Annotated in this window: 9 protein-coding genes and 1 pseudogene; 2 read left to right on the top strand and 8 right to left on the bottom strand. The window is 53.8% G+C overall.

What is annotated here, in order from left to right:
• Positions 1–66: 66 nt before the first annotated feature.
• The 5 genes from FQ182_RS14215 to FQ182_RS14195 are packed head-to-tail and all read right to left on the bottom strand — an operon-like array spanning position 67 to position 7,165.
• Positions 67–3,666, bottom strand: a complete 3,600-nt coding sequence (locus tag FQ182_RS14215) for a conjugal transfer protein TraG N-terminal domain-containing protein (protein ID WP_149415096.1) — start codon at positions 3,664–3,666, stop codon at positions 67–69.
• 15 nt (positions 3,667–3,681) lie between these two features.
• Positions 3,682–5,139, bottom strand: a complete 1,458-nt coding sequence (locus FQ182_RS14210; RefSeq protein WP_149415097.1) for a conjugal transfer protein TraH — start codon at positions 5,137–5,139, stop codon at positions 3,682–3,684.
• Positions 5,129–6,085 (bottom strand): conjugal transfer protein TraF, encoded by a 957-nt coding sequence (gene traF / locus FQ182_RS14205; RefSeq protein WP_149415098.1) that lies wholly within the window; start codon positions 6,083–6,085, stop codon positions 5,129–5,131. The genes FQ182_RS14210 and traF overlap by 11 nt, the downstream gene beginning before the upstream one ends.
• A gap of 49 nt (positions 6,086–6,134) precedes the next feature.
• Positions 6,135–6,698 carry a S26 family signal peptidase gene (locus tag FQ182_RS14200; RefSeq protein ID WP_149415099.1) on the bottom strand — a complete coding sequence of 188 codons (564 nt, stop codon included), beginning with the start codon at positions 6,696–6,698 and terminating at the stop codon, positions 6,135–6,137.
• Between the two features lie 2 nt (positions 6,699–6,700).
• A complete protein-coding gene (locus FQ182_RS14195; RefSeq protein ID WP_149415100.1) occupies positions 6,701–7,165 on the bottom strand; it encodes a hypothetical protein in 465 nt (154 codons plus the stop codon).
• Positions 7,166–7,412: 247 nt separating this feature from the next.
• Between FQ182_RS14195 and FQ182_RS14190 the strand changes: the two genes are divergently transcribed.
• Positions 7,413–10,430 carry a Tn3 family transposase gene (locus FQ182_RS14190; RefSeq protein ID WP_149494003.1) on the top strand — a complete coding sequence of 1,006 codons (3,018 nt, stop codon included), beginning with the start codon at positions 7,413–7,415 and terminating at the stop codon, positions 10,428–10,430.
• A pseudogene (gene tnpC, locus FQ182_RS14185) lies at positions 10,430–10,774 on the top strand (Tn3 family transposase post-transcriptional regulator TnpC); the annotation flags it as partial. The gene FQ182_RS14190 and the pseudogene tnpC, both read left to right, overlap by 1 nt.
• Positions 10,775–10,968: 194 nt before the next feature.
• Here tnpC and arsA read toward each other — a convergent pair.
• The 3 genes from arsA to FQ182_RS30285 all read right to left on the bottom strand — a co-directional run bounded on the left by arsA (position 10,969) and on the right by FQ182_RS30285 (position 13,535).
• Positions 10,969–12,735, bottom strand: coding sequence for an arsenical pump-driving ATPase (gene arsA, locus FQ182_RS14180; RefSeq protein WP_149494002.1), 1,767 nt, complete (start codon positions 12,733–12,735; stop codon positions 10,969–10,971).
• A gap of 15 nt (positions 12,736–12,750) precedes the next feature.
• Positions 12,751–13,110, bottom strand: a complete 360-nt coding sequence (gene arsD / locus FQ182_RS14175) for an arsenite efflux transporter metallochaperone ArsD (RefSeq protein WP_149494001.1) — start codon at positions 13,108–13,110, stop codon at positions 12,751–12,753.
• A 230-nt stretch (positions 13,111–13,340) separates the two neighbouring features.
• Complete coding sequence (locus FQ182_RS30285) at positions 13,341–13,535, bottom strand: helix-turn-helix domain-containing protein (RefSeq protein ID WP_256666417.1); 195 nt, start codon at positions 13,533–13,535, stop codon at positions 13,341–13,343.
• Positions 13,536–13,559 lie beyond the last annotated feature (24 nt).

Below are 13,559 nucleotides of genomic sequence, written 5' to 3'. Positions count from 1 at the left end.
TCTGGGTGACACATCGAACAAAAAAGCCCTGCATTAATTGCAGGGCTTTTTTTGACTCTTTGTCGATTAACGCGAACCGCGGACACCCGGACCTGAGTCCTTAGCATCGGCCCCGCGACCACCTGGTGAAGGCGCAGAATTACCGGCGTCTTCATTCGGTGTTGGGCTGTAGTTTACGCGTGGACCAGGGCGTTGACCGTCATTGGAACCAAACAGAGGTCCCGAGTCAGCACCTGTCGCGCCCATGAGGCCATGGCCGAATGTGGTGTTACTCGATTCACCTCCTACAGCTCGTAAATCACCAGAATGGCCGCCAAGTGGACTCAGCGGGTCAGAAGGCGCAGGTTGTGTCATAGGCATCATCAACGGTTGCTGCGATTGGCCATGATTCGATTCTTGACGCATCGAATGTACCGCGGATCCTGGGGCCAGCGTAGCTTCTAATGCCCCACTTGATTCTGCTCTGTGAGAATCAGCAAGATGGTCAGCTGCAATCATAAAGCCTGGCTCAACAGATGTTTTGGCAGCGATATTGGTGGCGTTTCGCGCTTCACGTCCAGCGACCGATAGGGCTTTTCCTGCTGCTTCTGCTGCTTCCCCAGCCTCTTTGACATGTTCCGCGTTTACAACGCGAGTAGCCTGCCCTTGTGAGCGGAGGAGTGCAGGAATTTCATGCCCGGCGGCATTAACTGCTTTACCTGCATGAACCACCTCAACACCCGCTTCTGCGGCTCGTAACGCCTGCTGTGTCTTGTAAGCGCCAAAACCTGCCCTTGCGTACATGGTGCCACGGGCGGCTGCCCCACCCCAGCCCAGTCCCGGAATAGCAAGCGTTGCAAGGTTTGCCGCTACAGCTGTCTTTGGATTTTCGGCTTCCCATTGCTGCTCTTTGTTGCCTATCGCCGTCACGGAATTTTCAATCGGTGTGGCAGACATGGTTTTCGTCATGTCTTCAACCGATATCGATGTGTTTCCATTTTCAACTTTGCGCTTGCCCTCGCGGATTTTTTCTTGGCCTTGCAACATCCCGCCCGGCATTTGTGAGTTGGTGAAGGTTTCTCGGAGCCCGCTGTTATCCCAAGGGTCCATGCCTCGCGAGAGACTATCTAGTGTTTGCTGCTGTGGCGCACCGATCGGTCCAACCTGATCTGCACTAACTCCAGGAACGTTAGTCGAAGGCATGCCAATATCTGCATTGGAGACATTTCCTCCAGGATTGTTAGATACTTGCATCGCACGATTGCCGACTCCTTGTGCACGTTCGGCATTACCGTCAGTAGGACCACTAATTGAGCCACTTTGCATAGCCGAAACCACGCCGGCGAAAGCCGTGTTATCCACTGATCTCAAAGCCCACAGTTGAGCCGCTTCGCGTTTACCCTCCATACCGATAGAGCGCTGGCCATAACGAGTTTCGAGTTCAGGAAACTTTTTGTTAAAAGCGTCGCGTTGTGAGTCAGTAAGGTTGGAAATTGCCGAATTGAGCGCCTGCATTGCTTCGGGGGAACGGAGAAGGTTACCCCCCGTAGTGTCCTCGCTGATTTGGGCGCCCGCACTCACGCTCGATTCAGCTGTAGTAGCTTTCTGGAATCGCTGAAATGACGACTGGGTGTCCGCGCTTGTAGAGCTGAGCCGGCGACTCAATCCATTTTCTGTTGCTGCTTCTTTCCCAGTGGACTGAGAAAATGCCGAGGAAGCTGCTGCTTTCCACCCTTTCATATCGCTTTCGTTTTTGGAAAGCTCAGTACCAAACTCGGAGTTGATCTTCGTGGCCTGGTCTTTCGAGAGCTCCTTGCCGGTTGCGGATGCGACGCCGGCTTTTACACCACCAAAAATGCCACTGAAACCGACCTCAGCGTTGAAGTTCTGTTTGAACGAGTCACGCTGGCTCCCCGTCATACCCAAGGAATCGGCAATTTTATCGCCCATTTTCATGGCTTGCTGCGTCATGTTGGAATGAGACTGTTCCAAAGACTGCATTTGGGAGTTCGACCAGCTGTTTCCAGATTTGTAGGACATGACCTGACGCATGCTCGCTTCAACAGCTGATGCTGATTCAGAGCGCTTTGTATGGTCTTCGCCCAAAGCACTCTGGGTCGACGTGCCGAGCGTTTGTTTGAGTTCGGCCTTGTTCCATGTCGCGTCGGCTTGTGCCAGGCCAGATTTCTGCGAGCCCTTGTACTCAGCTCCGTATTGATTACGCGAGGACACATCGACATGAGCACCGTTCTTCAAAATGTCAGGAGATTGGAGCTTCTCATCGTTGTGATCGCGGCCAGACCAGCGGCTGGCCAAGGACACCATACCGTAACCAGTAACCCCGAGCATGGCGGCGGAAATCAATGGGGTTGCAGCCAGCATGTCCGACGCTATACCGAGTCGAGTTGCCAGAACGTCGTAGTAGACCGCTTGCAAATTGCTTGGTACCAGGCCCTTCTCAGTGAATTGAGCCATCTTATCGGCAACGTCATTCTGAATGTACATCTGAATAACGGCCGAAAAAGGTAGCCAGGAAGAGGTCCAAATACCGAATCCCAGGTATTTGACATACGCCATAAGGGCGCCGGCGCCTTTAAACAACCCATAGATGATCACAATCGGCGCAAAGCCAAAGAACAACAGTTGGAGGAAGATCATAGTCGGCATCATCAGCTTGGCGAAGAAACTGCCAGAGGCGACCGCATCCGAACGGAACTGCTCATCTTGTTGAGTAAGGGAAACCATGCACAGGTTAAAGCTATTCTGGTCCTGAACACTGTCGAGGCAGTTGTAAGTGCCCCAAACAGAGTTAAAAAACAGAGCGTTAGTCATGAACTGATCGGAACTCTGGGCTGCTGACCACAGAGTAGGAACCAAATTTGTAATTGCCTCTTCGACATTCGCTTGAGTGTACGCCCCCCCCATCGGGTTCTTATCCTTCATTCCGGCGTTGACCAGTTTCTTCAGGTTGGCGCTTGCCGGGAATGCAGCCACTACAGCATTGATCTTGGCGCTGGCGTCCTGACACGCCATTGACTTTCCTAATGAGTTGAGGTTGTCCCAGTATGTCGTAAGCCCGTTCGGGCGGGCAAACGACAATGCATAGTTGACCATGTCCGGGCTGGCTTGGAAGTCATTCATGTTGAAAGTGGTAGAGCCAGGGACACAATCAATCATGAATTGTTTGAGGCTGGCCACCAAGTAGGGATCCACGTTCTCTACACCCTTGCGCAGAGTCATAAGCAGTTTCATGGGTGTAATAAAACCATTTTGACTAACTGCCATGTAACTACCGCTGGTACTTTGAAAGGCGGTATTGATCTTCTCAAACAGACTATACGAAGTGGTTGTAAATAGACTCGCCGGTGCAGTGATGATTAGTGGAACATGATCAACCTTTGCGACGTTTCCAGTGTAAATGTCTTGAATGGTTACCGACGTTTGGATCGAGCAGCAGGCGACTACCATGCCAAACCCGAAGAGCCCGCCGATTGGCCCATTAGCGGGGATGAATTGTTCACCAGCCCCTTTCTGAATCATGAACATTATGCCTGAAATCAACGCGACGAAGCCACCGACCAAATACACACCGTTCATGAAACCGCTAGATTTGAAAATCATAGCGACGCCGTTAATCGTTGAGTAAAACGTACTTACATCACCAAGTACGTAAATCGAAAAATCCATATCCCGCTACCTTTATTAAATGCGACCGGGCTTGACGAATACAGCCGGATTGCTTGAAAGGATAATTTTTACAAGTTCTTTTGCAGCTACAATTTTGGGTTGCAACCTTTCGTGCTCGGCACGGATTTCGGCTAATTCCAAAGTCAATTTTCGAATGTTTGGGTCCACAAAATCCGGCTTCATGCCTCGCACCCCATTAAATGATTGGTTAGCTGCATAGATAGCAGCCTCACCATATTTAACGGCGAGTTCATTAGCGATTAGGGGCGCTAGTTGTTCTGCAATTGACTGGATAGCGCCCGGTGACTGTTGCACTTGTTTTATGAGTGCCAGCACTGGCGTTTGAATAGCATTTATGAAGCCAATTTGTGCAGCCGTAAACCCACAGGACCCTGCCTGGCAATATGTGAGTTTGCCGACAATAGAATCACCCGTGGTGCCGTTCGTGGGGCCCTGTGGATATCCAAAAAGCATTTTATTGGTATAGCCGAGAGTACCGTCGAAACTCAGTGCGTTGTTCGGATCGATGGAGGTGCACTTGTTGCGATCATAGCCATTGTTGCAGTGCAGAACCTTCAGGGGCGTACTGTTGCCGTTGGACCCATTTTTGAAGTTCATCAGGGTCAATGTAGGGCTGAATATCTGCCCTACTTTCACTTTTGGCGAGCCGTCGGGATTGTTCCCACCGCCGCTATCAGGGCTTGTCATAATTACAGCGCCGATCATGCTCATGACAATTTCGTTGGCTCGATTCGCATTGGCTTCCCCTGTATCAGGGTTACCCAGGTATTGGCCTGCGCTTGTATCAGTCAGAGCTTTCCAAACCGGGTTGCCGCACTCTTCGCAGCTGCCGTCGTTCGTCGATTTGTCGTTATTTGTATTGGGGGAGCTGAACAGATCGGTGACACCTGAGAACAGGTCAGAGAAGGCCCCTTTCGCCGTCTGCGCAGCAGTAGAAGCGGTGTCGGCCATTTCTTTTCGGGCAGATGGATCAGTAAATGTTTTGACGATGGAGTTCGCCACGGCGCAGGTGTTCTTCATCATCTGATTGAGGGCTTGCAGTTTGTTCTGGAAGTCCTGCATCAACTTTCCGAGTGCCGGGTTGATCGCGTCAATAGCTGCTTTGAATGCCACCCCGACAGCATTGGCTGCGATTTGGCGAAACAGCGCTACCAACTGGTCAGCGTTGATGAAAGAGAACGATCCGCCGAAAAGGTCGATCCCTCCGCAACCAGCTGACAATCTGGGCGGGTCGAATGCGACCAAGTTGATATTCCGTACCGGGCTGCGTAGTGCGGCACCACCAGCTACAAAGCCCCCCCGGCTCTGACTTGCAAAGCCACCTGGTGCTGTGCTGTTTGACATGAACATACCGTCAAGAGCATCTTGCAACCCAGCCGAAGCCGGGAGCGAGCCGGTAATCAAGACCGTAGTCACTAATAACGCAATAAAGCGCTTAAATTTACTGTGCATGATTGCTATCTCCTTCATAACGCCCTTGCAGTTTGTTTTTCAGGTACTGAACCCATTGTTTTGGATCGTTGCTGGCACCCTGTTTAGTATCTTCGTTCGTTAACACGCCGCGATCATATGTATGGATTTTCAGCGCAATATCTTTCGGGAGCAGATCGTTACTGTCTGCTGCTGCGATAATTCGCTCTGCAAGCTGATCTTGCGCCATCATGCCTTGTGAGACGATGAAGTAATTGTTCGGAGGAACTACTAGTACAGTTGTTGGGGTTATACGCAGATTAAGAATGCTTGCCTGACCGGCATTGGGGACAAACTCAGGTACGTTCGGAAGAGTTTTACCATCCATGGAGATGAACTTTGTGACAAACCCATACTGTTTTGCAATCTCTTGCACAGTATTAACCTGGGGTTGGCAAAAACTGCATTTCGAATCGAAAAATACCCATAGCCCCCCAACTTTCGCTACATGCTTCAGGGCGTCTGAAATACCAGCTTGAGCGTTTCGCAGAAAAAAAGGTTTGGTGTATGTTGCGATCGGAACCCGGTTGTTTTCGTCCAAGAACGGATCTGCTGCTACTACGCGAGTCGTCATTTCTGCATAGCGCTGGGATTTATCCATGGCCACGCGCTGGGCGTACATGTAGGCCTCAACGTTTTCTTTCGACGGGTTATCGATAGCTGCATCGAGCAGCTTCGGCATGTTTTCCCGTAGCCAAGTAACCGAGAATGGCTCCTGTTGATCCTTTGTTAGGGCTTTTCTTGTTGTATCTGCCGGATTTTGAGGTACAAGAATCACTGGCGGCGTTGGGGGAAGCTCTTTCGGGTCCTTGTAGAAGAACCAGCCTTCTGATTTCCGCTCAATGAAACGAGTTGGTTCTTCGCTCGCCTGAACACTGATGTTAGCGAATGTCGCCGCAACGAGGAGAATAGCCAAGACGAGCTTCATTGTTTGGATCCTTTACGCGTATGCATACACCCTTCAAAGAGCTTGATCATCAGATGATTGGCCCTACCCTGCCGATAATTAACTTTTGATCGAGGAAGCCCCAATACCTGCCGTCGTAGCTACGCGGCTCAGTGCCTATAACCAAAACTTTTCCGGGAGGCACAACCTCCATACGATCAAAGTCACCGCTTTTTTTTCCAAGTTTGTCTAGCAGGTCAAGTTCGCCAATAAGGCGCCCCCCGATATAGGCAATGTTGCCTTTCACAACGAGCTTGTCGCCGGGCAGTCCGGCGATCATTTTGCCTACTGTTTTGCCATCAAAATGCGGCCCCATCAGCCCGGCTGAAGGAACGAATGCAACGTAATCACCAACCTTCAGGTCTTGCTGTATGCCGTAGGTAATGAAGTACAACCGCCATGGCAGACACCGAACAGACGCAAGATCGACGCCGATTCGGTATTCCTGGCGAAATGCAGTAACACTCGCGATCGCGACGATGAACGAAGCCGTGATGCCGATCAGGGAGTTGCGTAGAAATTTACGACGTTGTTTGTCCTTGCGAAGTGCCACAAAGGGAGCCGCGAGACGTGCGCCAAACGATATTCCTTTCATGATCACTCCAGTGTCAGGCCGAGACGTTTAGCGACCTGCGGGGTGATGTTGAGGCCCTCTGGTGCGTTCATCACTACTGACGAGTTGACGACGAGTATCCCTGCCTCGCTAAACGGTCTCAGGGCATCTTCCAGCTCGTTAACAAACGCCAAACCATCGGCCTGGGCTTGCTCAGGGGTCATGCCTGGCTTATCAAGGGTCTGCTTCATTTGTGCATTTGCGAGCTTTGAACCGTCTACCAGAAAAATTTGTGCGGACGTCGTTTGGTTAGCGGTGGCGTAGTGGAAAGACAAAAAACCGCTGAAGGCTGCAAATGCCATTGCAATAACCGAGGCATTCAGAAACGAGACGCCGCCCTGCACGACGGAGTCATTCTTACCTTTTGCGGGCTTCATGCGAATGTCCTCAGGTTCCAGGCTGACGTTCTCACTAGACTTGTCATGGATGTTGGGGGGGGTACTGGTCATTGTGCCGGCCTCTGGTCTCTACTGGTATTTATGCAAGGGTTTGTGTTTAAAGAATCATAACACGTGCCAATAATCCTACCAGTAGCCAGTTTGTATTGAGGTCATGCCGAGATAAAGGAAAATCAGGACATTCGCTCCGTAACATTATGATATAGCTAGAGTTTATATTATTTAATGTGATGCCTGTCCTCGCCTCAGTTTAGCCATCTATGCTGAAGCATTTGCTTTTCCTTGAGGGACGAACCCTATGGCCTCTCTGGAGCGGACAGCCTATCCGAAGCTGCCGGCGCACCTGTCGTCGAAAGAACTTCATCAGTGCTATTCGCTCTCAGAATCTGAGCTCGAATGGCTCTCTAGAACGGCTAGAAGCCCTGCTCTTACCATTGGCTTAGCTGTTCTGCTGAAAACATTCCAACAGCTGCATTACTTCCCCAGTCTCGAAGAGATTCCGACTGAAATCGTCAATCATGTCAGGTCTTGCCTCCGTTACGGGGTTCGCATAGTGCCTCGTTATGCGACGCCCCGAACCTTGTATCGCCATCAAAGAGCTATCCGTCAATATCTACAGATCACCGCGTTTTATGGGAGCGATGCTCTGAAAATTGCCGAGGAAACTGCCCACGAAGCGGCGGAGGTCCTTGATCAGCGCGTTGATGTCATCAATGTCCTGATTGGCGAGCTACTTGAGCGAGGTTACGAACTGCCGGCCTACTCGACGCTCAATGATGCGGCTGAAGACGCCCAAGTTGCTCTCCAGGAAAACATTTTCAATCGAGTCGTCGATAGGGCTCCGATTGATGTGATCTATCGTCTCAGAGAGCTTCTTGACACCGATTTCGGTCGTCGCCAAAGCGATTTCAATGCCCTGAAGCAGGTCCCCAAGAAGCCCTCTCGCAAACACTTGGAGATATTGATCGACCACTTAAGTTGGTTGGAGGGATTCGGTGACCTCGACGCTATCTTTGAGGGAATCGTTGATACCAAGATTTGGTTTTTTGCGAATCAGGCGGAGAAAGCAGATGTTTCAGAGCTTAAGGATTGCTCGCTTCCAAAACGCTACACCTTGATGCTGGCGCTGATCTACCTCATGCGTGTACGAGCACGGGATCACCTTGCTGAGATGTTCATCAAGCGAATCGCGACGATTCACAAGCGAGCCAAGGATGAGTTGGAGCAGATACAGCTACGTCAGCGCAAAAAGCTAGAGTTGCTCGTGGCCACCTTGGATGGTGTGATTCAGATTCTCAGCCAAGAACCAAGTGATCAGGAAGCTGGCAGCTTGATTCGCGAGTATCTGTCCCCCGAGGGGAATCTTGATCACCTTCGCGAGGCCTGCGCCGAAGTCCAGGCCACAGGCGGCAGTAACTATCTCCCGCTACTCTGGAAACACTTCAAATCCCATCGATCACTGCTGTTCCGTCTGAGCCATCTGCTGCAACTGGAGCCAACAACCCAGGATCGCTCGCTTATCGACGCTCTGCAGTTGGTCCAGGACAACGAGAACCGGCATAGGGAATGGATCGACGAGCATGTGGACCTGTCATTCTCCTCGGATCGTTGGATCAAAGTTGTCCGTCGCGCCGCCAGCGAAGGGCCACCGACCAACCGGCGCTTCCTGGAAGTCTGCGTTTTTTCCCATCTGGCCAATGAGCTTCGCTCTGGCGATATCTGTGTACTGGGTTCGGAGTCGTTTGCTGACTACCGCAAACAGTTATTGCCTTGGGATGAGTGTCTGGCTCGTCTGCCGGAATACTGCGAAAAGGTCGGCCTGCCGAGTACCGCCAAAGAGTTTGTCGCCAGTTTGAAGGAGCAACTAGAGAGCACCGCTCAGCAGTTGGATGACAAATTTCCAAGTTGCCGCGGTGACGTGTCAATTAATGAGGCCGGTGATCCTGTATTGCGCCGAGTGGTCGCCCGTGACATCCCGCCTTCAGCAATCTCGCTACAAACGGCGATTACTCAGCGTATGCCTGCCAGGCATGTGCTCGACATTATGGCCAACATAGAACACTGGATTCAGTTCACCCGCCATTTCGGGCCGATGTCCGGCAGCGACCCCAAACTGAAGGAGCCGGCCGAGCGCTACCTGATGACGATATTCGCCATGGGCTGCAACCTAGGGCCAAACCAGGCCGCTCGCCATCTGGCGGGTAACGTAACCCCACACATGCTGTCTTACACCAATCGTCGGCACCTGCCACTCGACAAGCTGGATAAGGCTAACCGGGAGTTGGTCGAACTCTACCTTCAACTCGATCTACCCAAGCTCTGGGGTGATGGCAAGGCGGTGGCGGCCGACGGGACTCAATTCGACTTCTACGATGAAAACCTGCTCGCCGGCTATCACTTCCGCTACCGGAAGATGGGCGCAGTCGCCTATCGGCATGTGGCAAATAACTACATCGCTGTCTTTCAGCACTTCATCCCACCAGGTATCTGGGAGGCTATCTATGTCATCGAGGGCTTGCTGAAAGCGGACCATAGCGTTGAAGTCGATACGGTCTATTCAGACACTCAAGGCCAGTCTGCGACGGTGTTTGCGTTCACCCATCTATTGGGCATCAATCTAATGCCTCGCATCCGCAACTGGCGCAACCTGGTCATGTATCGACCCGATCGCTCGGCCAAGTACAAACACATCAACAGCCTCTTCACCGATACCGTCGACTGGAGCAAGATAGAGACCCATTGGCAAGATCTGATGCAGGTGGCGCTGTCGATTCAGGCCGGCAAAATATCTTCGCCAATGCTGCTGCGTAAACTCGGTTCTTACAGTCGGCGCAACAAGCTCTACCATGCAGCACAGGAGCTGGGATGCGTGATCCGGACCATTTTTCTGCTCAAATGGATTGGCAATCGTGAGTTGCGCCAAGAAGTAACTGCCAATACCAACAAGATTGAGTCTTACAACGGATTCTCAAAGTGGCTGTCCTTCGGCGGCGATGTCATCGCCGAGAACGATCCAGATGAGCAACAGAAGCGCTTGCGTTACAACGATATGATTGCCTCCTCGGTGATCTTGCAGAACACCGTCGACATGATGCGCATCCTGCAGAAGCTCGCCCATGATGGCTGGCAGTTCACTGACGACGACGTATCGTTTCTTAGTCCCTACCTGACCAGCAATGTTAAACGCTTTGGGGAGTTCAACCTGAAACTCAAGCGCCCACCGGAACCTTGGATCAAGGATTCCATTTTCCAGCAGGCTGCGGGGTCAATGCGTGCGCAACAGATGCCCAATAGCAAAGTTGAGGAGACGAACTGATGCACATCCCGCCAGCTTCGTTCCGCGTGACACCCTACGGGGACGTCGATGCCAAGGCACTCGACTCTCTGCGCGCGAGCTACGACACCTCTCAATTGCTCAATTTGGTTGACCGGCTGGATGCCTGCCTTGCTGAAATCGGAGGGGTCGGCAGCATTCGGGACGACTTCTTACGTTTGCATGCAATGGCCATGACGCTACTGGAAGGTTTCCCCCTCACCGTGGTTACAAGTGATGTCGACAGTATTTGGGAGCAGGCGATGGCCCTTCAAGAAGATATTTCTGCTTTATGTTCTTGCTTACAAGCGGGTTCTAAACACGTTGCCCCTTTGGCAGGACTTGCACACCATCATCGGATGGACTATCAGCCAGATCAACACCGCGACAATGAAGTTGACCAAACCGTATTCAAAGCTGGCGATGGTCTGGAGCAGCCGTAGAAACAGGCTGCCCAGGTCAATGCCAGCCGCGATACAGAGCGCGACTCAACCCGATCGGTAGCGTTCAAAAAAACCAATTGGCTGGGCGGCGCTCATACTCAAAACTCTTCTCTGTGCGCCAGAGCACGTAGGTTGTGGATGCCCACCGGCTCATGCTTGAGCAGCGGCACCAGCGCATAACGGCGGGCGTGCACATTGGCTACGGCCGCAATCTCGCGGCGCTCGTTGGCGGCGCGTTGCTGCAACAGTGGGGAATGGGTGTTTGCTGCGGCGATGCTGTTGTTGATGATCCAGGCCCAGGGTTCTATACCGGCACGGCGCAGATCGTCCTGCAGACTCGCCGCCTCCAGCACCGGCGTGGTTTCGGCCAGGGTCACCAGCAGCACCTTGGTCTGTTTGGGATCCTGCAATTGCATCATCGGCGTGGTGAAATGCACGCCTTTGTCACCCATCTGTCGGGCGATATCCCGGTGATAGGCACCGGTGGCGTCGAGCAACAGCAGGGTATGCCCGGTCGGCGCGGTATCCATCACCACGAACTGCTTGCCGCCTTCGCGGATGATCCGCGAGAAAGCCTGGAACACAGCGATCTCTTCGGTGCAGGGCGAGCGTAGATCCTCTTCGAGCATGGCCCGGCCCTGAGCATCGAGCTGGGCACCTTTGCTCTGCAGCACCTGCTGACGGTAGCGCTCGGTCTCGGCGTGGGGGTCGATGCGACTGACCCGCAGGTTGTCCAGTGCTTCACTCAGGGTTTCGCTCAGATGCGCAGCCGGATCCGAGGTGGTCAGGTGCACCGGCAGCCCGCGCCGCGCAAGTTCGACCGCCACGGCCGCAGCCAGGGTGGTTTTACCCACCCCGCCCTTGCCCATTACCATGATCAGGCCATGGCCGTCGGCGGCAATTTCATCGACCATCGCCGAGAGCGTTGGCGCATCTAGCGATTGGGCGTATTCCAGGGGCGCGGCGGCGACCCGCGGCTTATCGCTGTCGAGCAGGTGCTGCACCGCGTTGAGCCCCACCAGGTTGAATGCCTTGAGCTCGATCTGGTCGCGGGGCAGTGGCATCAGCGCGGCAGGAAGCGCTGCTACGGCCGCCTGCTCACGGGCGAAAATCGCCGCGGCCAGTTCATCCTCTGCCGCTTCGGCGGCTGGCAGCACGCCATTGATCACGAGGTACTGCTGGCGCAATCCAATCGCGGCCAGTTCCTCATGGGTACGCGCGGCCTCGCGCAGGGTCGATGCCTGTGCGCGGGCAACCAGCACCAGGCGGGTACGCAGCGGATCGGCCAGGGCATCGACTGCGGCTTGGTACTGGCTGCGCTGCTTTTCCAGGCCGGCCAGCGGGCCGAGGCAGGAGGCATCGCCCTTGCCGTCTTTGAGGAAACCACTCCATGCGCCGGGCAGTTGCAGCAGGCGAATAGTGTGCCCGGTGGGCGCGGTGTCGAAGATGATGTGCTGGTAGTCCTGGGTCAACGCCGAATCGGTCAGCAGTGCGGTGAACTCGTCGAATGCGGCGATTTCCGTGGTGCAGGCACCGGAAAGCTGCTCCTCGATGCTCTTCACTACGGCCTCGGGCAACACGCCGCGCACCGGGCCAACGATGCGGTCGCGATATAGCTGAGCGGCCGCTTGCGGGTCGATTTCCAGTGCCGACAAGTTCGCCACCGCAGGAATCTGGGTGATCTGATTGCCGATGCTGACGCCGAATACCTGGCCGACATTGGAGGCCGGATCGGTACTCACCAGCAGCACGGACTTGCCCTCCCTGGCGAGTCGCACAGCGGTGGCGCAGGCAATCGAGGTCTTGCCGACGCCGCCCTTGCCGGTAAAGAACAGAAAGCGTGGCGCTTGATCGAGAAATTGCATGGGGCTCTCCTGAGCTCAGCAGCAGCGGCTGCCGGAGCAGCATGTGCTCTGTAGTTTGACTTCGGCAGACTCGGTAACGCCCAGCCAAAGGGCCAGTTCGGAACGACTGGGATAACGCCCCGCCAGGGCCACTTCGCCATTGAGCAGAAACAACGGCAGCGCTTCCTGGCCAGAGCGTTGCAGGAAGGCATTGACCGTGGCGTTCTCGGCAAACATCAGCGGCTGCTGGGCCAGATTAAAACGCTCGATCTTGGCACCCTGGTGCCGCGCCCATTCCACGTCAGCCGCAAAGCTGACCAGCGCCTGCTCGACCTCGACGCCGCACACGCCGGTGCTGCAGCAAAGGGCAGGATCAAAGATTTCAAGGGTTTTCATTTTAATTCTCCAACGATTGTTGAAACGTTATCGAAAGCAATACAACACAACTCTTCCGTGCTCTATTTGACTCAGGTCAGCGGTGGTAGCACTGCAGGCGCGCAGGTGGACTGGGCACGCAGGTCGGCGCATTGCTCCGGGTTACCGGCACAACACTCTTCGGTGAGATAGGCGATCAGGTCCAGCATCAGCGGGATATTGGCGCGGTAGCGCTGGAAACGGCCCTCCTGCTATACCGTCAGCAGTCCCGCCTGGGTCAGTGCCTTAAGGTGAAGCGAGAGATTGGTCGGCGGCACAGCGAGGGTCGAGGCGATCTCGCCTGCGACCAAGCCGGCGCTACCCTGTTTGACCAGTAGTCGGTACACATCTAGGCGCAGGCCGGATGAGAGGGATTCGAAAATGCTGGTGGCGGTTGTCTTTTTCATGAGTCAACACTACAACTATTGTTG

The organism is Pseudomonas sp. ANT_H4 (assembly GCF_008369295.1).
Taxonomy (GTDB): Bacteria; Pseudomonadota; Gammaproteobacteria; order Pseudomonadales; family Pseudomonadaceae; genus Aquipseudomonas.
This window is presented reverse-complemented; position numbering and strand designations above follow the sequence as displayed.

Coding starts and splice junctions, on each gene's coding strand:
- FQ182_RS14215 (WP_149415096.1), bottom strand. CDS start 3,666: ATGGATTTTTCGATTTACGTACTTGGTGATGTAAGTACGTTTTACTCA.
- FQ182_RS14210 (WP_149415097.1), bottom strand. CDS start 5,139: ATGCACAGTAAATTTAAGCGCTTTATTGCGTTATTAGTGACTACGGTC.
- traF (WP_149415098.1), bottom strand. CDS start 6,085: ATGAAGCTCGTCTTGGCTATTCTCCTCGTTGCGGCGACATTCGCTAAC.
- FQ182_RS14200 (WP_149415099.1), bottom strand. CDS start 6,698: ATGAAAGGAATATCGTTTGGCGCACGTCTCGCGGCTCCCTTTGTGGCA.
- FQ182_RS14195 (WP_149415100.1), bottom strand. CDS start 7,165: ATGACCAGTACCCCCCCCAACATCCATGACAAGTCTAGTGAGAACGTC.
- FQ182_RS14190 (WP_149494003.1), top strand. CDS start 7,413: ATGGCCTCTCTGGAGCGGACAGCCTATCCGAAGCTGCCGGCGCACCTG.
- arsA (WP_149494002.1), bottom strand. CDS start 12,735: ATGCAATTTCTCGATCAAGCGCCACGCTTTCTGTTCTTTACCGGCAAG.
- arsD (WP_149494001.1), bottom strand. CDS start 13,110: ATGAAAACCCTTGAAATCTTTGATCCTGCCCTTTGCTGCAGCACCGGC.
- FQ182_RS30285 (WP_256666417.1), bottom strand. CDS start 13,535: ATGAAAAAGACAACCGCCACCAGCATTTTCGAATCCCTCTCATCCGGC.